Origin of the sequence: Nonomuraea sp. NPDC049607, assembly GCF_040675375.1 — a bacterium.
Classification (GTDB): domain Bacteria; phylum Actinomycetota; class Actinomycetes; order Streptosporangiales; family Streptosporangiaceae; genus Nonomuraea.
Genome location: NZ_JBFAOV010000012.1, coordinates 90,659 through 111,108, shown reverse-complemented (window position 1 = coordinate 111,108; position 20,450 = coordinate 90,659). Strand labels below are relative to the sequence as shown.

Sequence of the window (20,450 nt, the reverse complement as noted above, 5' to 3'; positions counted from 1 at the left end):
GTCATGGAAGACGCCGTGGTGTTCGGCGCGACCGGTTTCATCGGCAGATGGACGATCCTGCACCTGCTGGAACAGGGCCGTACGGTGACGGCCGTCGTCCGCCGCGCGGACGGCGGGCTGCACGCGTGGCTGGGCGAGCACGGCGTGCCCGCCACCCGGCTCACGGTCGTCGAGGGCGACCTCACGGTCCCCGGCCTGGGACTGGACGCGGCCGTCGAAGGCCCGGCGGGCGTGCGGGACGTGTTCAACGCCGCCGGCGTCTACCGCTTCGGCATGGAACGCGAGGAGGCCAGGGCGGTCAACGTCGAAGGCGCCCTCAACGTGCTGCGCTGGGCCGCCGCCCGCCCCGGGCTGCGCCGGTTGGTGCACGTGTCGGGGTACCGCGTCGGGCTGGACCCGCGTCCGCGCCATCCGCTCCCGGAGGCCGAACTGGCGGCCCTGTACCGGGACAAGGGGGCGTACGAGGGGTCCAAGGCCGAGGGGGACGCCGCCGTGCGGGTCGCCGCTGCCCGGCTGGGCGTGCCGCTGACCGTGGTGAACCCGAGCAGCGTCATCGGCCATTCGCTCACCGGCGAGGCCGGCCAGTACCTCGGCCTGGCGGGGCTCGTCCGCGACCTGTGGACGGGCCGGCTGCCCGCGCTGCCCGGCGGCGCCCGGACGTTCGTGCCCGTGGTGACGGTGGACGAGTTCGCCCGGTTCATGGCCGCCGTGCCCGAGCACGACCCCGAACCCGGCGGACTGCACTGGGTGCTCGATCCCGCAACGCCCGAACTGCCCGACCTGATCCGGTTGCTCGCGGACCATCTCGGCGTCCGCGCGCCGCGGGTGCGCGTGCCGGTGGCCCTGATCCGCCGCCTGCCGTCCGCGCTGACCGGCGCCGACCCGGAGACGCTGGGCTTCCTGACCGAGGACCGGTACGACACGGGCTCGGCCGACCGGGTCGCCGCGTCCGCGGGGCTGCGGCGGCCTCCGGTGGCGGACGCGCTGCGCCGCTGGGCCGACCGGCTGGTCGCGGACCGGTTCGGCGCCGCCCCGGCCGTGCGTCCCGGCGGTTTCCACGACGTCGCCGGGTCACGCACCTACCTCGCGGGCGACCGCACGTCACCGCGCCTGGTCCTGCTGCACGGACTGCCCCTGGACGGCGACTCCTGGCACAACCTGCTCGACGAACTGGACGCCGACTCCCGGCACGACGTGCTCGACGAACCGGACGGCACCCCCGCCTCACGGCGCTTCGGGGCGCTCGTAGCCGATCTGCCCGGGTTGGGGCGTTCGTCTCCCGCGGCGGCCACGTCGCCGGAATGGCTGGCCGAGTTGCTGGGGCCGGTGCGCACCCGTCCCGTGATCGTCGCGCACTCGGCCGCCGCCGCGCCGGCGCTCCGGTACGCCGCCGCCCAGCCGGACCGGGTCGCGGCCCTGGTCCTGGTGTCCCCCTTCTTCCTCCAGCGCCGGCCGTCCGCGCTCACCCGGCTCCTCGCCGGCCCCCTGCTCGGGAGGGCGGGCGCCGACCGGCTCGCGGCCCCCCTCCTGGGCGCTGCGCCGCCGCCGGAGAGCGCGCGGCGGGCGGTCGCGAGCGCCGCGGCCGGGCTCCGCCGTCCCGGGGCGGCCCGGCGCACCGCCAGCGCGCTGCGGGCCGCGCACTCCCCCGCCGAACGCGCCGCCCTCCGTACGCTGCTCGGCGGCCCCGTCCCCGTGCACCTCGTGGTCGGCGAGCTGGACCCGCTGACCGGCGACCCCGGCCCCGTTCCCGTCACCGTCGTCGCGGGGGCCGGGCACCACCCGCACCTCACCCACCCGGCCGCCGTCGCGGAGATCGTCCGGCGGGTCCTCCTCGGCCATGAGATCATGACCGGCCCACTCCCCAGCCCTTGAGGAAGCCATGAGCTCCGTCACCTACGTCGAGCCCGACGACGCCCAGCCCGAGATCCCGCTCGCCGGCGGCGACGTCACCGAAGGCGTCGTACGCGTCGGCGACACCGTACGCCGCCCGGTCGGCCCCAACGCCCCGCTGGTCCACGCGCTGCTGGAACACCTGGAGGAGGCGAAGTTCGCGGGCGCCCCGCGCTTCCTCGGCGTCGACGCCGCCGGGCGCGAGGTGCTGACCTTCGTGCCCGGAGAGGTCGCCGGACGCCCGAGGCCCGAATGGCTGGCCGACGAGGAACGGCTGGCCTCCGTGGGCCGGCTGATCCGCGCCTACCACGAGGCGGTGGCGGGGTTCGTGCCGCCCGAAGGCGTACGGGCCGACTTCGGGTTCACCGAGCCGCCGGGCATGCCGCCCGCGCCGCCGTACCCGCCGGAGCTGGTCGGGCATCTGGACTACACGCCGGACAACATCGTGTTCCGCGACGGCGTCGCGGCCGGGCTGATCGACTTCGACATCGCCAGGCCGGCCACGCGGGTGGAGGAGCTGATGAGCGCGATGATGTACTGGGCGCCGCTGGGCGACCCGGCCGACGCCGACCCGCCCCTGCGCGACCTGGACGTGCCGCGCCGCTGCCGTCTGCTCGCCGACGCGTACGGGATGTCCGGCGTGGACCGGTCGCGCCTGGTCGAGGTGGCCGTGATGCGTACCCGGCGGTCGTGGTTCTCGATGCGGCAGATCGCCGAGGAGCAGGGCGGCGGCTGGGCCCGGATGTGGGAGGAGGGCGTCGGCGACCTGATCAAGCGGCGTGAGGCGTGGCTGGAGCTGCACGGCCCGGCGATCGAGGCCGCGCTGACCGCGCCCTGACCGGCGTGCCGGCCCTTCCCTGAGGGCGGGCCGCGCTACTGCCCCGGAGGCGGCAGGCGCAGGGCGAGCAGCGCGATGTCGTCGGTGCGCGGCGACGGCGCGAGCGCGAGCACCTCCTCGCAGAAGTCCTGGAGCGGGCGTCCGGCCAGCGTCGCGGCGTGGCGGCGCAGCCGGGCCAGGCTGGTGTCCAGGTTGACGCCGGGCACCTCGACCAGCCCGTCGGTGTAGAGCAGCAGCGTGCTGCCCGGCGGCAGCGGCACCAGGGCGTCGTGGCGGGTCACGTCGTCGAGATGCACGCCCAGCAACAACGACTGGCCCTCCTCCAGGTAGCGGGCCTGCCCGTGCGCGGTGACCAGCAGCGGCGGCAGGTGGCCGGCGCTGGTCCAGCGCAACATCCGCGCGCCCGGCTCGCCCTCCGGCTGCGGAGGCTCGATCCGGGCCAGGATCGCCGAGGCCGTGGGGGCGTCGCTGGCCACGGCCATGACCTTGTTGAGCCGGTCGAGGATGAGGCTGGGCGACTCCTTGTGGTCGCAGGCCAGGGCGCGCAGCATGTTGCGCAGCTGGGCCATCTGCCCGGCGGCCTCCAGGTCGTGGCCGGCGACGTCGCCGATGGCGATCGCGGTGACGCCGTCGGGGAGCACGAAGGCGTCGTACCAGTCGCCGCCCACCTGGGAGCCGGCCGGGGCCGCCAGGTAGCGGGCGGCGAGCTGCAGGTGATCGACCTGCGGCAGCGCGGTCAGCAGGTGGCGCTGCATGGTGTCGACGATGTCGCGTTGCTGGCCGAACAGGCAGGCGTTGTCGGCCGCCAGGGCCGCGGTGCGGGCGATGTCGGCCACCAGCTCCACGTCTGACTCCGTGTACGGCCGCGCCGGGTCCGTCCGCGCCACCGTCAGGGCCCCCAGCACGCGGCGCGGCGTACGCAGCGGCGCCACGATCGCCGACGAGCCGCCCAGCACGTTGAACAGGGCGTCGTGCGCGGCGGCCAGCGGCCCGTCCGGCGGGGCGGCGATCTGCTCGGGGCCGAGCAGCAGGGCCTGCTCCCCGCGCAGCACCCGGACCAGCGCCGACCGTGAGGGGCCCTTCGGCAGGTACGGCAGCTCGGCGAACCAGGAGGGGTCGACCGGCGCCGCCCCGGCGGAGGCCATGGCCAGGCGGCGCAGCTCGCGCGGCCCGAGGAACAGGTCCACCGCCGCCCAGTCGGCCAGGCGCGGCACCAGCAGCCGGCCGAGCCGGGTCATCGCCTCGCGCACGTCCAGCGTCTGGGTGAGGACGGTGCTGATCTCGGTCAGCAGGCGGAACTGCTCGGTCAGCTTCTGGGCGCGGACGAGCTCTTCGGCCTGCCGGCCGGCCGCGTCGAGGCGTTCGACGACGTCGATGAAGACCACGACGGCCCCGGCGGGCTCGCCGTCGCGGTGGAGCGGCGAGGCCACCCAGGCCACCGGAAGCAGCCGGCCGCCGGCGGTGGCGAAGGTGGCGAACTCGCTGCGTACGGACCGGTCGTGCCGGCACACCGTCACCAGCTCGCAGCCGGAGCGGGGCGGGAGGCCGCCGTCGAGGCGGCGGTGCAGCTTCTGGTGCGCGTCGGCGCCGCGCAGCTCGTCGGCGGGGAAGCCCAGCAGGGCCACCGTCGCGGGGTTGACCCAGGTGATGCGGCCGTCGATGTCGGTGAGGTAGATGCCCATGCCCGTGCCGTCGAACGCCGCGCGCAGCAGCCACTCCTCCGGCTGCGCGCCGGAACCGGAGCCTTCCGGCCGGTGCCCGACGTCACCCCGATCAGCCATCATCACACTACGTTATCGGATGATTACTGACATGCCGACTTCGCGTACCCGGGACCGCGCCGCGCTCAGGACCAGGGCAAGGCGCCGCCGGCCATGGCGTCGCTGAGGCGGCGGTCGGCAGCACGTGGGGTTTCCGGAGGCACCAGCACGCGCAGCCGCAGCCGCGAGCCGAGGCCGGTCCGCTCCAGCGCGACCGAGTCGCACAACTGCCGGATCACCCACAGCCCGAAGCCGTGGGACGCGGTCGGGTCGACGCCGGCGGCGTCGAGGTGGTCGGGGGTCAGGCGGCCCGCGGTGTCCAGGATCTCCACGCAGACCCCGATCGGGTCACGGACGGCGGTGACCAGGCCGGCCGAGCCGCCATGGTCGAGGACGTTGGTGACGGCCTCGTTCACCGCGAGCACCAGGTCCTCCAGCCGCTCGCCGGACAACCCGCTGTGGTGGCCGTGGAGGCGCACCAGGTCGCGGATGAACGCCAGATCGGCGCTGATGGGACAGCGCAGCTCGAACTCCACACACATGATCGTCTCGTCTGTCGGACGTCGGGAAGGGATACGCCGGCTTCCGTTCAGCTTTCCCGTCGATCGATCGTCAAACGTGCCGGCCGCTCACAGGATGACGGCCTGGGCGAGGGCGATGCCGCACCAGGCCGCTCCGAGGCCGGCGGCGATGCTCGCCACGGCGTTGAGCGCGGCGTAGGTGCGGGCGCCGGTCTGCAGCAGCCGCAGCGTCTCGTAACCGAAGGTGGAGTACGTGGTCAGCGCCCCGCACAGGCCCGTGCCCAGGAGAGCCTGCGCGCCGCCGTCGGCGGGCAGCGCCAGCAGGAAGCCGAGCAGCGCCGACCCGGCCACGTTCACGGCGAAGGTGCCCCACGGGAACAGGCTGTCGTGCCGGGCCTGGACCGCGCGGTCGATCAGGTAGCGGGCGGGCGCGCCCACGGCGGCGCCGAGCACCACCAGCAACATCGTGGTCACTGACGCCTCCCGCCGTGCGGAGCGCGCGTGCCCTCGTCGCCGAGGGTGGCGAAGCGGCCGAACAGGCCGCGGCCGAGGGTCTGTCCCAGGAAGACCGCGACCAGCGCCGTGACGAGCGTGACCGCCAGGTAGGCGAGCGCCGTGCGCGGCGCGCCCGCGGCCAGGGCCCCTTGGGCGTCGGCGATGGAGGTGGAGAACGTGGTGAAACCGCCCAGCACCCCCACCCCCAGGAACGGCCGGGTCAGCGGGTGGACCTGCCAGATCTCGGTGATGGCCACCATCAGCAGCCCGATCAGCAGGCACCCGGAGACGTTGACGGCCAGCGTCGGCCAGGCGAAGCCGCCGGGCGGCACCGGGAAGGCGGTCAGGACGGCGTACCGGGCGAGCGCGCCGAGCACGCCGCCGGCCGCGATGACGGCCAGCGTGGCGATGGGGGCGCGGGCGAGCTCGCCGCGCTGGGCGGGCACATGCAGATCGACGTCGGGATCGACCGCGGCTCGCGGATCGACCCACGTGCCCTCGACGGCGGACGCGTCGCCGGCCTCCGCGCCCTCGGCGGCGTGCGCGCCGCCCGGGCCGGGCCTGGGGGGACGGGCTTGGGTCATGAGGCATCTCCTACCAGCACATGAGCGTGGCACATCTCTGGCAGGGACCGTTGGCGGCCGACACCGCGGTTACCCCCGTACGGGCGGGAGGCGGCGGGCCCCACCGCCGCGGCTCCCGACGTGGGAAGCCGTGCCCATCATACCGACGCCCCCTCCCTGGAGCGGCCCACCATCCGGTGAGGGGCGTCCGCCCGTCAGCCGCCGAGCGACAGCCAGACGCGGTCGGGCAGGACGCGGGCCGCCTCGTCCAGGTCGATGTCCGGCACGCCCGCCAGCCACCGCCGGCTCACCTCGGCCACCGGCCCGATCAGCAACATCTCCACCTGCGCCGCCGGCAGCCGCGCGACCGCCCCCTCTTCCATGCGCGCGCCGATCCAGGCGTTCAGCCTGGCCAGCCGGGACGCCTTGGCCTCGGCGATGCGCTCGGCGTACGGGCCGAGGTCCAGCGCGTACGGCGCCGCGTGGATGAAGCGGGCCCTGTCCGGGTGCCGCGCGGTGAACCCCAGGTAGGCCCGCACCACGCGGCGCACGCCGTCACGGGCGTCGGCGGCCTCCTCGGTGGCGGCGACCAGCGTGCCGAGCAGCTCGTCCATGCACCGGCTGTACAGCGCGGCGGCCAGCCCTTCGAGGCTGCCGAAGTGGTGGTAGACGCTGCCCATGCTGACGCCGCTGCGCGTGGTCACGGCCCGGAGGGTGAAGTCGGCGGGGTGGACCTCCAGGGCGGTGTCCAGGAGCCTGCGCACGGTCTCCTCGCTGCGCCGGTGCCGGGTCATCGCGCCGCGGCCAGCGCCTCGGCCTCGTCCCAGACGCGCCGGGCCAGGCCGGCGTCCAGCGCCGGGCCCTGCGGGGGAACCTGACGGTCCTGGTCGAAGTACCGGCCGGTGCCGGGCGCCCCGGCCAGGGAGACGACGTGCCGCGCGCCCTCCTCGGGCGCGGCCCAGGTGCGCTTGGCGGCCTTGAGCAGCAGGCCGAGCGGGCCGCGCCGATCCCCGAGCCCGGTGCGGACGACTCCTGGGTGCACGGCGTCGACGGTGATCCCGGCCGCCCGCCAGCGCTCGGCGACGCCGGAGTTGTGCACGAGCACGTCGATGCGCGGGCAGCGGTCCCGCAGCTCGCCGGCCAGCCGTTCGCAGACCGCGTACCCGATGCCCCGGTTGCCACCGGTCACCACCATGACGGACATGTCAGCGCATTTTCTAGAGAAATGCTCTGAATTCAAGGAGCTCGCCGGTCCGGCTTGACCTGGAGTTCGCTCCAGGCCCCAGACTCCCGTTCCGGGGCCTCCACGCACAACGTGACGAATTGGGGAGACAGCATGAAGTACCGGACGATCGGCACGAACCCTGACACCCGCCGTGAGGTGAGCGTGCTCGCACTCGGGGCGATGTTGTTCGGCTCGGTGACGGACGAGAAGACGTCGTTCGCCATCCTCGACCGCTACGCCGAGGCCGGGGGGACGTTCATCGACACGTCCGACAACTACGCCTTCTGGGTGGACGGCGGCCAGGGCGGGCAGAGCGAGGAGCTGCTCGGCCGCTGGCGGCGCGCCAACGGCGTCGGCGACGAGATCCTGATCGCCACCAAGCTGGGCGCGCGACCGCTCGCCCCCGGCACGAGCTACGTCGACAACGCCGAGGGACTGTCCGCCAGGACGATCAGGGAGTCGGCCGAGCGCAGCCGCGAACGCCTCGGCGTGGACCGCATCGACCTGCTGTACGCCCACATCGAGGACCGTTCGGTGGCGCTGTCCGAGACCGTCGAGGGCTTCGGCGCGCTGGTGGCCGAGGGCACGGTCGGTCTGCTCGGGGTGAGCAACCACCCGATCTGGCGGGTGGAACGGGCCCGCGCCCTGGCCGCCGCGGCGGGGGTCGCCGGGTACGAGGTCCTGCAGTACCAGCACAGCCTGCTGCGCCCGCGCTTCGACATGCCCGAGTCGATCTTCGAGGACGGCAGCCTCGGGCACGCCGGAGCCGAACTGCTGAGCTACCTGCGCGCCGAGCCCGGCCTGACCCTGGTGGCCTACTCGCCGCTGCTCGGCGGCGCCTACACCCGGCAGGACAAGCAGGTGCCGCCGGACTACGACCACCCCGGCACCCCGGCCCGCCTGTCCGTGCTGCGCGAGGTCGCGAAGGAGTGCGGGGCGAGCATGAACCAGGTGGTGCTGGCCTGGCAGATCGGCTCGGCGTTCCCGGTGATCCCGCTGGCCGGGGCGTCGTCGGTGGCCCAGTTGGAGGAGAACCTGGCCGCCGTGGACCTGGAGCTGACCGACGACCAGCGCGCCCGCCTCGACGCCGCCCACTGAGCCGCTGAGACACCCCCGCTGAGGACCCCGGCTGACGCCTCCGCCGAGAAGCGCCGAGACACCCGCGCCTGAGCTCGGACCGCCCGGGAAGGATGGGCCGCATGTTCATCAAAGCGTGTCTCAACGGAAGCCGGTCGGCGGGCGAGCATCCCCGGCTGCCCCTCACGCCCGCCGAGCTGGCCGCAGACGCCGTGGCCGTGCGGCTGGCGGGGGCGGGAGCGGTGCACGTCCATCCGCGTGACGCGACGGGACGGGAGTCGCTGGACGCCGCCGACGTCGGAGCGGCGACCACGGCCATCCGGGCGGCGGCCCCGGGGCTGCCCGTGGGCGTGTCCACCGGCCTGTGGATCGCGGGCGGGGACGCCTCCGCCCGCCTGGAGGCGGTGACGGCGTGGGCGGCGCTGCCCGCCGGAGCCCGTCCGGACTTCGCCTCGGTGAACCTGTCGGAGCCGGGGTTCGGCGAGCTGGCGCGGGTGCTGCTGGAGGCGGGGATCGGGGTCGAGGCCGGGGTGTGGACGCCGGCCGACGCCGCCACGCTGACCGCGTCGGGCCTGGCCGGGCGGATGACCCGCATCCTGGTCGAGGTGATCGACGCGCCGTACGAGGAGGCGGTCCCCCGGGCGACGGCCGTCCTCGACCGCCTGGGCGGGTCTCCCGCCCCCCGCCTCCTGCACGGCGAGGGGCCGGCGACCTGGCCGCTCGTGGCGGAGGCCGTACGGCTGGGCCTCGCCACCCGGATCGGCCTGGAGGACACCCTGCTGGACCCGGACGGCGGCCCGGCGGCGGACAACGCCGACCTCGTCCGCCGCGCCCTCTCCGCGCCCTCTCCATGAGCCGGCCGGTCCGGTAGCCGGTAGGGGCAGCCCCCGTATGAGGGTGGGTGGTGCCGTGACTGTGACAAAGCCTTCAATTCGCGAGAGTCGGGACATATCTTGATCCACCGCTAAAGGAGTCCCGATGCCTTCCTCCGCCTCCCGGCGCGCACTCGCCCTGCTCGTGATCGTCCCGCTGGCGCTCGCGCCGGTGGCTCCGGCGTTCGCGGCCGACCGTGCGCCGTCGTTGCAGTCGCGGCTGGACGCCCTCACCTCCTCCCCGGACGTGCCCGGCGCCGTGGCCTACGTCCGCCACCCGGACGGCAGGACCACGACGGTCGTCTCCGGCACCGCGCGGCGTGGCGCCGAGGAGCCCATGCCCGGCGCCGACGGCCGGTTCAGGATCGCCAGCGTGAGCAAGTCGATCATCGCCGCCACCGTGCTGAAGCTGGCCGACCAGGGCAAGGTGAACCTGGACGAACCGGTCGAGACGTACCTGCCCGGGGTGATCCGCGGCAAGGGCGTCGACGGGCGGGAGATCACCGTGAAGATGCTCCTCCAGCAGACCAGCGGCCTGGCGGACTTCACCCCCGCCGCCGACTGGTCGAAGGTCGGCAAGCAGGACCTGCTCAAGCTGGCGCTCACCCTCGAACCGACGCCCCGCGGCCGGTTCGCCTACTCCAACACCAACTACACGGTCCTCGGCCTGGTCACCGAGGCGGTGACCGGGCGCGACTTCCGCCTGGTCAGCCGCGACCTGGTGCTGAAGCCGCTGGGCATGCGGGACACGTACTGGCCGGCCAAGGGCGAGACCGGCGTCCGCGGCCCGCACGCGCACACCTACGGCGTGAACCCGGTGCGCCCCGAGGACGGGATCGTCGACATCACCCGGCTGCCCGGCTACTACTTCGGCGCCAGCGGCGGGCTGGTCTCGACGCCGCGCGACCTCGACACGTTCTGGCGGGCGCAGTCCGTCAAGTCCGGTTCGTACGTCGCCGTCGGCCAGCCGGGCTGGCCCAAGGGCGCCCGCTACGGCTACGGCGTCGCGGAGATCCCGCTGAGCTGCGGCGGCAAGCTGTGGGGGCACGGCGGCGACCTCCCGGGCGTGTCCTCCTTCAGCGGCCGCGACCGCGCCGGCCGCACGGTCACCGTGTACGTCACCGGCTCCGCCGACGGCGGCAAGTCCCGCGACCTCCTGCTCGCCGCCTTCGACACCGCCCTCTGCACCCGCTGACCGGGCAGGCACCGCCCCCGCCCCTGTCGTGAGAGGGGGGGTCAGCGGTTCATGTCGCGGCGCAGCGCCGGGAGCCGAGGCTCCGCGTCGGTCCAGGCGGCCGTTCTGATCGCCTCGTACAAGCGGTCCTGGCCGATCGTCGACTCCAGCGCCAGCGGCCGGCCGGTGGCGGTGTCCACGACGAACCGGTACCGCTCACCCGGCCCGCCCGGCCGGCTGACCGCCTGTCCCATACGGCCGAGCGGGTCGGTGGCCTCGCTCTCCGCGCTCGCCCCCGGGAGCGCGGCCAACATCCGGTACGTCGCCGCCCGGACCTCCGGCGAGGTGGGGAAGTTCATGACGAGCCGCACGCCGGTCTCGAAGAGCTGGGCGTTCATGTCCACCCGCTCCTTGCCGTACCCCTTGGAGACGATGCGTTCCAGGGCGTGGCGCAGCCCGTCCGGCGTGGTCGGCAGGGCGTTCAGGGTGGCGGGGGTCATGGGCGTGCCCAGCAGGGTCAGCGTCTTGCCGCTGTCGTCACGTACGGCGTCGCGCTCGCCGGGGTCGGCCTGGAGCTTCACGGCGGGCGTCCCGCCGCTCAGGGTCCAGGTCCGGGGCGAGCCGGCGGCGCGCCAGGCCGTCTCGTCCTCGGGCGTGGCCGGGTGGGCACCGAGGTCCTGGCGGATCACCCAGGTGGGGCGGCCGGCCGCTTTGGGGAGCCAGAGCTCGACCGAGCGGCTGGTCTTGAGGGTGTAATGGCCGCCGGGCGCGCGTTCGTACCGGCCGACGACGCCGTCGCGCATCCAGTACGCGCCGTCGCCCGTGGCGGGGGTGACCGAGTGGGCGGCGGCCAGCAGGATCTCACCGGCCGAGAGCCGGGCGGGCACCGCGGACGCCGAGGGCGCCGGCGGCGTCGAGGGTGCGGTGAGGAAGGTCGCGGCCACGGTGACGGCGGCCGCCCCGGCCAGGGTCGCCCCCACGAGCGGCCAGCGCCGCCGGCGCCCCCGGCTCCTCCCGCCGTCCGGCAGCGCCCGCGGTGCCGGACGCCGCATCCCCCGGCGGGTGCCGGCGGACGCCGGGGTCGCCTGGGCGTAGGCGTCGGCGAGGCGGGCGCGGCCGTCGGCCAGCACCTCAGGGGTGGGGGGCGGCGCCGTGTAAAGGTCGCGGATCAGGATCAGGTCATCCATGGGACTCTCCAAGCAAGGGGTTCGCGCCGCCCAGGGCGGCTCGAAGCTTCCGTCTGATGCGGTTCAGCCGGGAACCGACCGTTCCTGAGGGGATGTCGAGGGCCTGACCGATCTCCTGGTAGCTCAGGTCGGCCAGGGCGAGGAGCAGCAGGACGTCGCGGTCGGCGTCCGGCATCGCGCGCAGCGCCGCCACCAGGTCGTCCTTGACGCCCGCCGCCGCCAGCCGTCCGGCGACCAGGTCCTCGTGCCCGTCCTCGGCCTGTTCGCCGGTGAGTATCCCTTCCGGCGCCCGTTGCATGGCCTGCAACCGGCGCAGCTCGCTCCTGCGGTGCTGGGCGACGACGTTGGTGGCGATGCCGTACAGCCAGCCGCGGACCACGCCGCGGCCGGAGTCGAAACCGGCCCGGCCGTGGAAGGCGGCCAGGAAGATCTCCGCGGTGAGGTCGTCGGCGGCCTGGGTGCCGAGGCGACCGGCGACGTACCGGTGGATCTCGGGGAAGTAGCGGTCGTAGAGCACCCCGAACCTCTCGGGGAGGCGCAGGGACTCGCCGATCACCTGCTCGTCCTCGACGGTCATGGTTTGTGTCACACCCCTACTTGGCGGGAGCGTCCGTCCTTCTTCACGCCCTCTCAGCCCGTGAAGAAGGGGCGGGCATTCCGCCAAGAAGACATGTGATCCTCAGAACGACAGCGGTCTCGCTGACCATCGCGCTCCTCGGAGCCGTCCCTTCCGGCCTGCCGGCCCCGCCGGGCGGCCCCGCCCGTACCGTGACGCTGATCACGGGAGACCGGGTGAGTCTCATCGCCGACGGTGTGCGCGTCGCGCCGGGCAAGGGCCGTAAGGGCGTCGTCTTCAGCACGGAGAAGATCGGCGACCGGCTCCGCGTCGTCCCCAGCGACGCCGTCCCCCTGCTGGCCGCCGGCCGCCTCGACCCCCGCCTGTTCGACGTGACGACCCTGCTGGAGTACGCCCCCGGCGCCCTGCCCCTCATCGTCGCGGGCCCGGACGCCGCCCGCCGGCCGGGCCTGGCCGCCCATGGCATGGCGGTGACCCGCGACCTGCCCGCCGTGAACGGCGCCGCCGTACGCTTCGACGCCGCCGCCGGCTCCTGGCCGGACCTCAGGGCCTCGCTCTCCACCGGCACGGGGAAGATCTGGCTCGACGGCAGGGCGACCCTGTCGCTGGATGCCAGCGTCAAGCAGATCGGCGCCCCCGCCGCCTGGGAGAAGGGCCACACGGGCGCCGGGGTGAAGGTCGCCGTCCTGGACTCCGGCATCGACGACACCCACCCCGACCTGGCCGGCAAGGTCGCCGCCCGCCGGAACTTCACCGGCACGGACACCGCGGCCGACCTCACCGGGCACGGCACCCACGTGGCCTCGACCATCGCCGGGACCGGCGAGCGCTACCGCGGCGTCGCGCCGGGCGCCACCCTCCTCGACGCCAAGGTGTGCGCCGACCGCTGGTGCGCGGAGTCGGCGATCCTGGCCGGCATGCAGTGGGCCGCCGAGCAGGGGGCCAAAGTGGCCAACCTCAGCCTCGGCTCGCCGGACGCCCCCGGCCTGGACCCGCTGGAGGAGGCCGTCCAGACGCTGACCGAGCGGTACGGCGTGCTGTTCGTCGTGGCCGCCGGGAACTACGGCAAGCCGGGCACCGTCGCCTCGCCCTCCACCGCGGACGCGGCCCTGTCGGTCGGCGCGGTGGACCGTGCCGACCGCCTGGCCGTCTTCTCCAGCACCGGTCCCCGCGTGGGCGACTCGGCGTTGAAGCCCGACATCACCGCGCCCGGCGTCGCCATCCGCGCCGCGCACGGCAAGGACTCGCCGGGCGAGGGCCCGTACGTCGAGATGTCGGGCACCTCCATGGCGGCCCCGCACACGGCCGGATCGGCCGCGATCCTGGCCGGGCTGCGCCCGGACTGGACGCCCGAGCAGCTCAAGGCCGCCCTCATGGCCACCGCCCGGCCGCAGCCCGGCACCGGGATCTACGCCCAGGGCGCGGGCCGCCTCGACGTGGGCCGCGCGATCGGCCAGACGGTGACCACCTCCCCCGCGTCGGTCGGCTTCGGCGTGCTCGCCTGGCCGCACGACGACGACGAGCCGGTCACCAGGAAGCTCGCCTACCGCAACGACGGTCCGGAGCCGGTGACGCTGCGCCTGTCGGCGCGGGCCGGCGCGGACGTGTTCGAGGTGTCGCCCGGCACGCTGACCGTCCCCGCCGGCGGCCGGGCGGAGGCGACCGTCACCGCCGACACCCGCGGCGACGTGGCCGACGGGCCGCTCGGCGGCTACCTGGAGGCCACCGCCGAGAACGGCACGACCGTGAGCACGCCGCTCGCCGTGGTCAAGGAGGTCGAGAGCTACGACCTGACCCTCGACCGGCCGGGCGCCGCGGACGTCCTGACCACCCTCTACCGGACCGACGTCGACCGGAAGGACTGGAACCCGGTCACCGTCCAGCCGGGCGACAGGGTCGCGCTGCGGCTGGCCAAGGGCACCTACCTCGTCGACAGCCGGACCACCGACGGCGGAGGTCTGACCATGCTCGTCCATCCCGGCCTGCGCCTGGACCGGGATCAGTCCCTGCGGCTGGACCCGGCTCAGGCGCGGCCGGTGTCCATCACGCCGCCCGACCCGGCGGCCAGGCACCTGATGACCGAGGTGACCTACAGCGGCCGCACCCGCGACGGCTCCCCGTACTACCTGAGCGCGGAGGCCACCATGTTCGACGCCGCGCCGGGCATCCGCACCGCGCAGGTCGGGTCCGGCCGGTACGACCTGCTGACCAAGGTCGCCGGCCAGTGGGCGGTGCCGGGCCCGGATGGCGACCTGGCGGGCAGCGCGCGGGCGTACCGGCTGGCGTGGTTCGTCCAGGGCCAGGTGCCGACCGGCTTCAGCCGCCGGGTGGGGCGCGCGGACCTGGCCACGATCCGCAGGGACTACGGCGCGCCGGCGCCCGGCACGGCCGCGAGCGCCGCAGGCGCCGCCTGGCCCGCGGAGGGACGGTTCTTCAGCATCATGTTCGTGACCGACTTCCGGCCCCCCTTCACGCACACCGAGTACGTCAACACCGGCGGCGGCCTCCGCTGGCTGAACAGCTACACGGAGATGGGCCCGACCTGGGAAGGCGACCTGACCTCGACCGCCTTCAGGTACGAGGCGGGACGTGCCTACGACGAGACCTGGAACCGCGGCGTCTTCGGTCCCGCGCCGGTCACCTGGGAGGGCACTCCTCCCGTCTCCCGCGCGGGCGACGTGATCTCCGCGTTCCCGTCGCTGTACGCCGACGGGGCCGGTCATCTGGGGATGTCGAGCGTGTCCGGGGCACGGACCGCCCTCTACCGCGACGGCGAGCTGGTGGCGGAGGAGCCCGGTCTGGGGGCGCGGTTCGGCGTGTCGGCCGGGGAGGCGGCGTACCGGCTGGAGGTGGAGGCCGAGCGCGGGCCGGAGGTCGTCTCCACCCGTACGGCGGTCGCCTGGACGTTCCGCTCGGCCGGCGGCCGGGACGGTGCGCTGCCGCTGCCGGTCGTCGCCTTCTCACCCTCCCTGGACGCGGCGAGCGGCGCGCCCGCCGGCCGGGCGTTCGCGGTGCCGGTGTCCGTGCGCGGGCAGGCGGGGGCGGTGCGCGAGCTGTCCGTGGACGTCTCCTACGACGACGGCCGCACCTGGCGGGCGGTCAAGGTCGCGGGCGGCGCCGTACGGCTGCGCCATCCGGCCGCGGCGGGCTTCGTCTCCCTGCGCGCCCGAGCCGCCGACGCCGGGGGCAACACCGTGGAGCAGACCGTGATCCACGCATACCGGATCAGATGACCCACGAGTGGCCGGAGTCAACGCTCTGAGGAAATTTCCGATTTCGCTCACATTCGTGCCCGCGACCGGCGATGATCAACGTCGGCCGAGTGCCCACGGGGGGCGCACCGACCGTTGATTGGAGTTGCATTTTGCGGACAAGACTCCCTCTGCTCGCCACCGCCTTCGTGGCGCTGGCGGCGTTGATCCCGGTCCCGGCGGCGAACGCCGCGGCGACCGCGACGACCAACACGAAACCTGCGGCCAGGACCATCACCTGGGCTCCCTGCGAGGAGGAGCCCAGTGCCGAGTGCGGCAAGCTGGCCGTCCCCATCGACTGGTCCCGGCCGGGCGGGCCCTCGATCGACCTCGCCGTCGCCCGCCGCAAGGCCACCGACCCGGCCGCCAGGGTCGGCTCGCTGGTGATCAACCCCGGTGGTCCGGGCGGGTCCGGCGTGGAGGCCGTCTACGGCGCTCCCGGGTCCTACACCGAGGAACTGCAGCAGCGGTTCGACATCGTCGGCTTCGACCCGCGCGGCGTGGGCCGCAGCCACCCGGTGATCTGCTCGGCGTCGGTCTACAACAAGATGCCGCCGACGGTCATGCGCAGCCAGGCCGACTTCGACGCCTGGAACGCCTTCACCAAGAAGCTGCACCCGGACTGCCGGGCCCGTACCGGCCCGCTGTACGACCACGTGGACTCCGTCTCCGTGGCCCGTGACATGGACGCCCTCCGCGCCGCCCTCGGCGAGGAGAAGCTGACCTACTACGGCATCTCGTACGGCACCCTGATCGGCCAGATGTACGCCGAGCTGTTCCCCGGCCGCGTCCGGGCACTCGCCCTCGACAGCAACATGGACCACAGCCTCGGCCTGAAGGGCTTCTTCGCCACCGAGGCCATGGCCGTCGAGGACGGGTTCGACCAGTTCGTCGGCTGGTGCGAGCAGGACACCAGTTGCGTCCTGAACGGCCGCGACATCCGCGCGATCTGGAAGAGCCTGCTGGACAAGGCCCGCCGCGGCGAGCTGGTCTACCCGAGCACCGGTCAGCGGGTGACCGAACTGCAGGTCATCTACAACGCCGCGCTGGGCAACGAAGGGCCCGACTGGCGCACGCTGAGCGAAGTGATCAACTGGCTGAACGGCGGCCCGGCCCCCGAATGGGTGCCCCCGCTGCCCGGCAGGGGCCCGGTGGAAGGCGACGTCGCCGAGCTGCCGACCAGGATCCTGTGCCAGGACTACAGCCTCAAGGTGAGCAGCTACGCCGAGTACGCCGCGCTCATGCGCACCGCGGGCGCTCTGGCCCCGGACACGAAGTACCACCCGTACCCGACCGACGACCTGCCCATCTGCCTCAACTCCAGCCCCGTCAACCCGCCGCACAAGCTGCGTTACACCGGCCAGGCGCCGCTGCTGCTCGGCAGCTCGATCCACGACCCGGCCACGCCGTGGATCTGGTCGGCCAACGCCGCCCGCCAGCTCGGCCGCAAGGCCGTGCTGCTCACGTACGAGGGCTGGGGTCACCGCATCTACGGCAAGGACAAGTGCCAGACCGACATCATCGACCAGTACCTCATCGCCCTGACCGTCCCGCCGCAGGGCACTCGCTGCGGCGTGGGCACGCCTGAGGAGACGCTCCGGAAGCAGACGAAGCGGGCGTGGCCGTCCGACTCGCTGCCCTGGGCCGGATAGTCCGTACGACATGGGTACGGCCCCACACGCACATGGGGCCGTACCCATCCCCACAAAGGGATATTTGCCCCGGCAAACCCCCCGTTATGAACAATTCAGCGTAAGAAGGTAGCTGAAGAGGGGGGATGAGCCATGATCGAGGTCAAGAGCATCGACAAGCCCGACGAACGGCGCGACTTCCCGAAGGGCCACCTGGAGATCTGCGAGCTGAGCGGCCTGACGTTCGGGGTCGCCACGTTCGAGCCGGGATGGCACTGGACGGAGTCCGTGCAGCCGATCGCCGGCATACCGTCCTGCCAGGTGTACCACAACTGCTTCGTGGTCTCGGGCCGGATGCGCCTGCGCATGGACGACGGCACCGAGGCCGAGGCGGGACCGGGCGACGTCTTCGTGTGCCCGCCCGGACACGACGCCTGGGTGGTCGGGGACGAACAGGTCGTCCTGTACGACTTCGCGGGCGGCGCAGCCGAGTACGCCAAGGCGAAGAACGGCTGACGCCGCGCGCGGTTCAGGCGGGCGCGTGCGAGCGCCTGGGAATGATCTCTTCCAGGGCCTCGGCGACGGTGGCGCGTACGCCGAGGCGTCCTTCCAGACCGGTGATGCGCATCAGTCTGGCCGGTTGCGGGGTCGGCGCGGCGACCATCACCGTCCGTCCCGTGGCGGTGATACGTTTCCACGCGCCGATCAGCGCGCCGAGACCGGCCGAGTCCATGAAGCCGACATCGGACAGGTCGATCAAAGTGACGGCGGCCGGCGAGCCGTCGAGATAGCCGGTCGCCCAATCCTCGATGGCGCCGGCCGTGTGCAGGTCAAGGTCCCCGGCCGGGTGCAGCACGACCGTTTCTCCTGCGGAGTTCGCAAGGAGTCGGAAAGTGTCCACTTTCACTGCTATCACTTCCCTTCTTGGACCGCTCTCCCCTGGCCGGCGGACGACAAACCCCGCAGCCTGACCGTACGGCGCAGCGTCGCTGCTCAATGCGGCTTTTTTCGGAGTGCAATTGGCGAAGCCCCGGACGGCCATTCCCGAGCCGAATGCGCGACCATTCTTTCGACGCCCGGAGCATGCCCATACATAAGTAAAGAAATGCTGGGCAGCGGCAAGGAATCGTGATCGCCGACGTTCGAGGAGAGTGAGAACCATGGTCCTGCTCGGCCTGCTGCTCATGGTCGCCGGGTCGGCCGCCGTGGTGGTCCTGTTCACCCAGACGACCACCACCGCCGCCGCCGCGCTGACGCTGATGGGCGTCACCTTCCGGGTCGGTGACCTGGAGCTGTTCAGCGCCGGGGCCGCCACCGCCACCGCGTTCATCCTGGGCGCCTTCCTGATCGTGGCCGGGACGAGCCGCAAGCTGGCCCGCCGCCGCGAGCTGCGCCGCCTCCTGGCCGAGCGGACGGACGACCGCCCCGCCACGGCCGAGCCCGACCTCACGGCCGCCCGGCACGACAACCGCACGACCGACCCGGCCGCCGACCGCCTCGTGGCCACCGACCGAACCGACCGAACCGACCGGACCGACCGGACCGACCGGACCGACGGCCGGGACGCGTCCGTTCCGGGCGCGCGTCACCGGACGCCCGCCGATCGCCTGGTCGCCGGCCGCCGCCGTCCCGTCACCGGCTGACCCCGGTCACAAGCCGACCGGCCCGGCCCGCCCGGCTCAGGCGGGCAGGGCGTCGGCCGTGGGGACCACCAGGCCGAACAGGTCGCCGATCGTCGTCAGAGCGGCCTCGTGCAGCGCGTCGGCGGGCAACGGCGCTCCGCCGGGACCGGCGAGCGTACGGGTGGCGCAGGCGTCGGCGACGACCGTGGGACGGTAACCCAGCCGGAAGGCCCCCTGGGCGGTGAAGGTGACGCACATGTGGGTCATGAAGCCCGCCAGGACCAGGTCGGGCCCGGAGTCCAGGCCCGTCAGGACGTCCTGGAGACCGGTCTGGTGGAAGGCGTCGGGAAACGTCTTGACCACCACCGGCTCCCCGTCGCGCGGCGCGACCGGCGGGCTGATGGCCCCGATCTCGGCGCGGACGTCGTACGGGCTGCCGGGGCCGCCGTCGTTGACGACGTGCACGACGCGCGCCCCGGCGGCGCGGGCGCGCTCCAGCAGGCGGGCCCCGGCCGCGAGGGCCCGGTCCGCGCCGGGCAGGGCCATGACGCCGGTGCTGTAGGTGTTCTGGTAGTCGATCAGCACGAGGGTCGAGTCGGCCAGACGGGCCGGGTCGTCCGGCAGGCCGACGACCTGGCGGAGGGTGGGCGAGACGGTGCTGCTCATGGCAGGGGTTTCCTTTCGGGCAGGCTCGCGCCGCCGCCCGGCGTGGGCGGCGTGTCGCGGGGAGAACGGGGTCAGGCCACCGTGGTCAGGCCACCGTGGTCAGGCCACCGTGTGGAAACGGCGGCGGTAGGTGCCGGGGCCGGTGCCCAGGCGGCGGCGGAACGCGCGGTGCAGGGTCTCCACCGAGCCGAGCCCGCTGTCGGCGGCCACCCGGGGCAGCGGCAGGTCGGTGGTCTCCAGCAGCCGGCGCGCCACCTCCACACGCGCCGACTCGACGTACGCGGCCGGGGTGAAGCCGGTCTGCTGCCGGAACACCCGGCTGAACTGACGCTGGCTCAGCCCCATCCGCGCCGCCAGTTCGACCGTGGTCAGCTCCTCGGCGAGGTGCTCGGCGATCCACAGGCGCAGGTCGTCGATGTCGCGACGGCCTGTCGCGGGCCGCGTCAACGGGACGCTGAACTGGCTCTGGCCGCCCTGGCGCTTGAGGTACACGACCAGCTCGCGGGCCACCGCGAGGGCCGTCTCCTCGCCGTGGTCCTCGGCCACCAGGGCCAGGGTCAGGTCGAGGCAGGCGCTGATGCCGGCGCCCGTCCAGATCCGGCCGCTGGACCGCAGGAAGATCGGGTCGGGATCGACGGTGACCCGGGGGTGGTCGGCGGCCAGTTGCGCGGCGGTGGACCAGTGGGTGGTGGCGGTCAGGCCGTCCAGCAGGCCGGCCTCGGCCAGGATGTGCGCGCCGACGCACACCGAGGCCACCCGGCGGGCGCCGGGAGCGGTCCGCCGTACCCAGGCGACCACCTCGGCGTCCGTCAGGGCGCGTGGCCCGTCGGGCGTGACGGTCACCGCGCCGGGCACCAGCAGGGTGTCCACCTGGTCGCCGACCTCGTCGAACGCCAGGTCCGCGACCAGCCGCACCCCGGCGGACGTGGTGACCTGGCCGCCCCGGGGACCGGCGAGCCGCACGTCGTACAGGGCGCCGCCGGCGACCCGGTTGGCCAGGGCGAACACCTCGGCCGGGCCGGTGACGTCGAGCAGGTCGACGTCCGGGAAGAGCGCGATGACGACGCGGTGTGCAGCGGGCATGCCCAGATTCTCACCGAA

20 protein-coding genes are annotated in these 20,450 nt (G+C 73.9%); 9 read left to right on the top strand and 11 right to left on the bottom strand.

What is annotated here, in order from left to right:
• Nucleotides 1–3 precede the first annotated feature (3 nt).
• Both AB0J97_RS24135 and AB0J97_RS24130 read left to right on the top strand, forming a co-directional pair.
• Nucleotides 4–1,872 carry an alpha/beta fold hydrolase gene (locus AB0J97_RS24135; RefSeq protein ID WP_364092142.1) on the top strand — a complete coding sequence of 623 codons (1,869 nt, stop codon included), beginning with the start codon at nucleotides 4–6 and terminating at the stop codon, nucleotides 1,870–1,872.
• Between the two features lie 7 nt (nucleotides 1,873–1,879).
• Nucleotides 1,880–2,728, top strand: a complete 849-nt coding sequence (locus AB0J97_RS24130) for a phosphotransferase (protein ID WP_364092139.1) — start codon at nucleotides 1,880–1,882, stop codon at nucleotides 2,726–2,728.
• A gap of 35 nt (nucleotides 2,729–2,763) precedes the next feature.
• Here AB0J97_RS24130 and AB0J97_RS24125 read toward each other — a convergent pair whose 3' ends face one another.
• The 6 genes from AB0J97_RS24125 to AB0J97_RS24100 all read right to left on the bottom strand — a co-directional run bounded on the left by AB0J97_RS24125 (nucleotide 2,764) and on the right by AB0J97_RS24100 (nucleotide 7,271).
• Nucleotides 2,764–4,512 carry a SpoIIE family protein phosphatase gene (locus AB0J97_RS24125; RefSeq protein WP_357710473.1) on the bottom strand — a complete coding sequence of 583 codons (1,749 nt, stop codon included), beginning with the start codon at nucleotides 4,510–4,512 and terminating at the stop codon, nucleotides 2,764–2,766.
• Nucleotides 4,513–4,574: 62 nt separating this feature from the next.
• Nucleotides 4,575–5,030 carry an ATP-binding protein gene (locus tag AB0J97_RS24120; protein ID WP_364092137.1) on the bottom strand — a complete coding sequence of 152 codons (456 nt, stop codon included), beginning with the start codon at nucleotides 5,028–5,030 and terminating at the stop codon, nucleotides 4,575–4,577.
• Between the two features lie 87 nt (nucleotides 5,031–5,117).
• The gene (gene crcB / locus AB0J97_RS24115; protein WP_357710517.1) at nucleotides 5,118–5,474 is read right to left on the bottom strand and encodes a fluoride efflux transporter CrcB; all 357 of its coding nucleotides are present in this window, start codon (nucleotides 5,472–5,474) and stop codon (nucleotides 5,118–5,120) included.
• A 5-nt stretch (nucleotides 5,475–5,479) separates the two neighbouring features.
• Nucleotides 5,480–6,088: a CrcB family protein gene (locus AB0J97_RS24110; protein WP_364092135.1), complete on the bottom strand. Its 609-nt coding sequence runs from the start codon at nucleotides 6,086–6,088 to the stop codon at nucleotides 5,480–5,482.
• A 194-nt stretch (nucleotides 6,089–6,282) separates the two neighbouring features.
• Nucleotides 6,283–6,861: a TetR/AcrR family transcriptional regulator gene (locus AB0J97_RS24105; protein ID WP_364092133.1), complete on the bottom strand. Its 579-nt coding sequence runs from the start codon at nucleotides 6,859–6,861 to the stop codon at nucleotides 6,283–6,285.
• Complete coding sequence (locus AB0J97_RS24100) at nucleotides 6,858–7,271, bottom strand: hypothetical protein (protein WP_364092131.1); 414 nt, start codon at nucleotides 7,269–7,271, stop codon at nucleotides 6,858–6,860. Before AB0J97_RS24100 ends, AB0J97_RS24105 begins: the two co-directional genes overlap by 4 nt.
• Nucleotides 7,272–7,403: 132 nt before the next feature.
• On the opposite strand from AB0J97_RS24100, the gene AB0J97_RS24095 reads away from it, so the two are divergent.
• The 3 genes from AB0J97_RS24095 to AB0J97_RS24085 all read left to right on the top strand — a co-directional run bounded on the left by AB0J97_RS24095 (nucleotide 7,404) and on the right by AB0J97_RS24085 (nucleotide 10,436).
• The gene (locus AB0J97_RS24095) at nucleotides 7,404–8,390 is read left to right on the top strand and encodes an aldo/keto reductase (RefSeq protein WP_357710461.1); all 987 of its coding nucleotides are present in this window, start codon (nucleotides 7,404–7,406) and stop codon (nucleotides 8,388–8,390) included.
• A 101-nt stretch (nucleotides 8,391–8,491) separates the two neighbouring features.
• A complete protein-coding gene (locus AB0J97_RS24090) occupies nucleotides 8,492–9,223 on the top strand; it encodes a 3-keto-5-aminohexanoate cleavage protein (protein WP_364092129.1) in 732 nt (243 codons plus the stop codon).
• 124 nt (nucleotides 9,224–9,347) lie between these two features.
• Complete coding sequence (locus AB0J97_RS24085) at nucleotides 9,348–10,436, top strand: serine hydrolase domain-containing protein (RefSeq protein ID WP_364092127.1); 1,089 nt, start codon at nucleotides 9,348–9,350, stop codon at nucleotides 10,434–10,436.
• 41 nt (nucleotides 10,437–10,477) lie between these two features.
• Here AB0J97_RS24085 and AB0J97_RS24080 read toward each other — a convergent pair whose 3' ends face one another.
• Both AB0J97_RS24080 and AB0J97_RS24075 read right to left on the bottom strand, forming a co-directional pair.
• Nucleotides 10,478–11,602, bottom strand: coding sequence for a CU044_5270 family protein (locus tag AB0J97_RS24080; protein ID WP_364092125.1), 1,125 nt, complete (start codon nucleotides 11,600–11,602; stop codon nucleotides 10,478–10,480).
• A complete protein-coding gene (locus AB0J97_RS24075; protein ID WP_364092123.1) occupies nucleotides 11,595–12,179 on the bottom strand; it encodes an RNA polymerase sigma factor in 585 nt (194 codons plus the stop codon). The genes AB0J97_RS24080 and AB0J97_RS24075 overlap by 8 nt, the downstream gene beginning before the upstream one ends.
• A gap of 95 nt (nucleotides 12,180–12,274) precedes the next feature.
• On the opposite strand from AB0J97_RS24075, the gene AB0J97_RS24070 reads away from it, so the two are divergent.
• The 3 genes from AB0J97_RS24070 to AB0J97_RS24060 all read left to right on the top strand — a co-directional run bounded on the left by AB0J97_RS24070 (nucleotide 12,275) and on the right by AB0J97_RS24060 (nucleotide 17,577).
• Entirely contained in the window at nucleotides 12,275–15,412 is a 3,138-nt protein-coding gene (locus tag AB0J97_RS24070; RefSeq protein ID WP_364092121.1) for a S8 family serine peptidase, read from the top strand.
• Between the two features lie 131 nt (nucleotides 15,413–15,543).
• Entirely contained in the window at nucleotides 15,544–17,082 is a 1,539-nt protein-coding gene (locus AB0J97_RS24065) for an alpha/beta fold hydrolase (RefSeq protein ID WP_364092119.1), read from the top strand.
• 132 nt (nucleotides 17,083–17,214) lie between these two features.
• Nucleotides 17,215–17,577, top strand: a complete 363-nt coding sequence (locus AB0J97_RS24060; RefSeq protein WP_364092117.1) for a cupin domain-containing protein — start codon at nucleotides 17,215–17,217, stop codon at nucleotides 17,575–17,577.
• 13 nt (nucleotides 17,578–17,590) lie between these two features.
• Here AB0J97_RS24060 and AB0J97_RS24055 read toward each other — a convergent pair whose 3' ends face one another.
• Nucleotides 17,591–18,103: an STAS domain-containing protein gene (locus tag AB0J97_RS24055; protein ID WP_364092360.1), complete on the bottom strand. Its 513-nt coding sequence runs from the start codon at nucleotides 18,101–18,103 to the stop codon at nucleotides 17,591–17,593.
• A gap of 109 nt (nucleotides 18,104–18,212) precedes the next feature.
• On the opposite strand from AB0J97_RS24055, the gene AB0J97_RS24050 reads away from it, so the two are divergent.
• Entirely contained in the window at nucleotides 18,213–18,704 is a 492-nt protein-coding gene (locus tag AB0J97_RS24050) for a hypothetical protein (protein WP_364092115.1), read from the top strand.
• 36 nt (nucleotides 18,705–18,740) lie between these two features.
• Here AB0J97_RS24050 and AB0J97_RS24045 read toward each other — a convergent pair whose 3' ends face one another.
• Both AB0J97_RS24045 and AB0J97_RS24040 read right to left on the bottom strand, forming a co-directional pair.
• Nucleotides 18,741–19,349, bottom strand: a complete 609-nt coding sequence (locus AB0J97_RS24045; RefSeq protein ID WP_364092113.1) for a cysteine hydrolase family protein — start codon at nucleotides 19,347–19,349, stop codon at nucleotides 18,741–18,743.
• A gap of 99 nt (nucleotides 19,350–19,448) precedes the next feature.
• A complete protein-coding gene (locus AB0J97_RS24040) occupies nucleotides 19,449–20,432 on the bottom strand; it encodes a helix-turn-helix domain-containing protein (RefSeq protein WP_364092111.1) in 984 nt (327 codons plus the stop codon).
• Nucleotides 20,433–20,450 lie beyond the last annotated feature (18 nt).

Excerpts from the sequence above, each read along its gene's own strand:
- AB0J97_RS24135 (WP_364092142.1), top strand. The coding sequence starts at position 4 with ATGGAAGACGCCGTGGTGTTCGGCGCGACCGGTTTCATCGGCAGATGG.
- AB0J97_RS24130 (WP_364092139.1), top strand. The coding sequence starts at position 1,880 with ATGAGCTCCGTCACCTACGTCGAGCCCGACGACGCCCAGCCCGAGATC.
- AB0J97_RS24125 (WP_357710473.1), bottom strand. The coding sequence starts at position 4,512 with ATGATGGCTGATCGGGGTGACGTCGGGCACCGGCCGGAAGGCTCCGGT.
- AB0J97_RS24120 (WP_364092137.1), bottom strand. The coding sequence starts at position 5,030 with ATGTGTGTGGAGTTCGAGCTGCGCTGTCCCATCAGCGCCGATCTGGCG.
- crcB (WP_357710517.1), bottom strand. The coding sequence starts at position 5,474 with ATGTTGCTGGTGGTGCTCGGCGCCGCCGTGGGCGCGCCCGCCCGCTAC.
- AB0J97_RS24110 (WP_364092135.1), bottom strand. The coding sequence starts at position 6,088 with ATGACCCAAGCCCGTCCCCCCAGGCCCGGCCCGGGCGGCGCGCACGCC.
- AB0J97_RS24105 (WP_364092133.1), bottom strand. The coding sequence starts at position 6,861 with ATGACCCGGCACCGGCGCAGCGAGGAGACCGTGCGCAGGCTCCTGGAC.
- AB0J97_RS24100 (WP_364092131.1), bottom strand. The coding sequence starts at position 7,271 with ATGTCCGTCATGGTGGTGACCGGTGGCAACCGGGGCATCGGGTACGCG.
- AB0J97_RS24095 (WP_357710461.1), top strand. The coding sequence starts at position 7,404 with ATGAAGTACCGGACGATCGGCACGAACCCTGACACCCGCCGTGAGGTG.
- AB0J97_RS24090 (WP_364092129.1), top strand. The coding sequence starts at position 8,492 with ATGTTCATCAAAGCGTGTCTCAACGGAAGCCGGTCGGCGGGCGAGCAT.
- AB0J97_RS24085 (WP_364092127.1), top strand. The coding sequence starts at position 9,348 with ATGCCTTCCTCCGCCTCCCGGCGCGCACTCGCCCTGCTCGTGATCGTC.
- AB0J97_RS24080 (WP_364092125.1), bottom strand. The coding sequence starts at position 11,602 with ATGGATGACCTGATCCTGATCCGCGACCTTTACACGGCGCCGCCCCCC.
- AB0J97_RS24075 (WP_364092123.1), bottom strand. The coding sequence starts at position 12,179 with ATGACCGTCGAGGACGAGCAGGTGATCGGCGAGTCCCTGCGCCTCCCC.
- AB0J97_RS24060 (WP_364092117.1), top strand. The coding sequence starts at position 17,215 with ATGATCGAGGTCAAGAGCATCGACAAGCCCGACGAACGGCGCGACTTC.
- AB0J97_RS24055 (WP_364092360.1), bottom strand. The coding sequence starts at position 18,103 with ATGGCCGTCCGGGGCTTCGCCAATTGCACTCCGAAAAAAGCCGCATTG.
- AB0J97_RS24045 (WP_364092113.1), bottom strand. The coding sequence starts at position 19,349 with ATGAGCAGCACCGTCTCGCCCACCCTCCGCCAGGTCGTCGGCCTGCCG.
- AB0J97_RS24040 (WP_364092111.1), bottom strand. The coding sequence starts at position 20,432 with ATGCCCGCTGCACACCGCGTCGTCATCGCGCTCTTCCCGGACGTCGAC.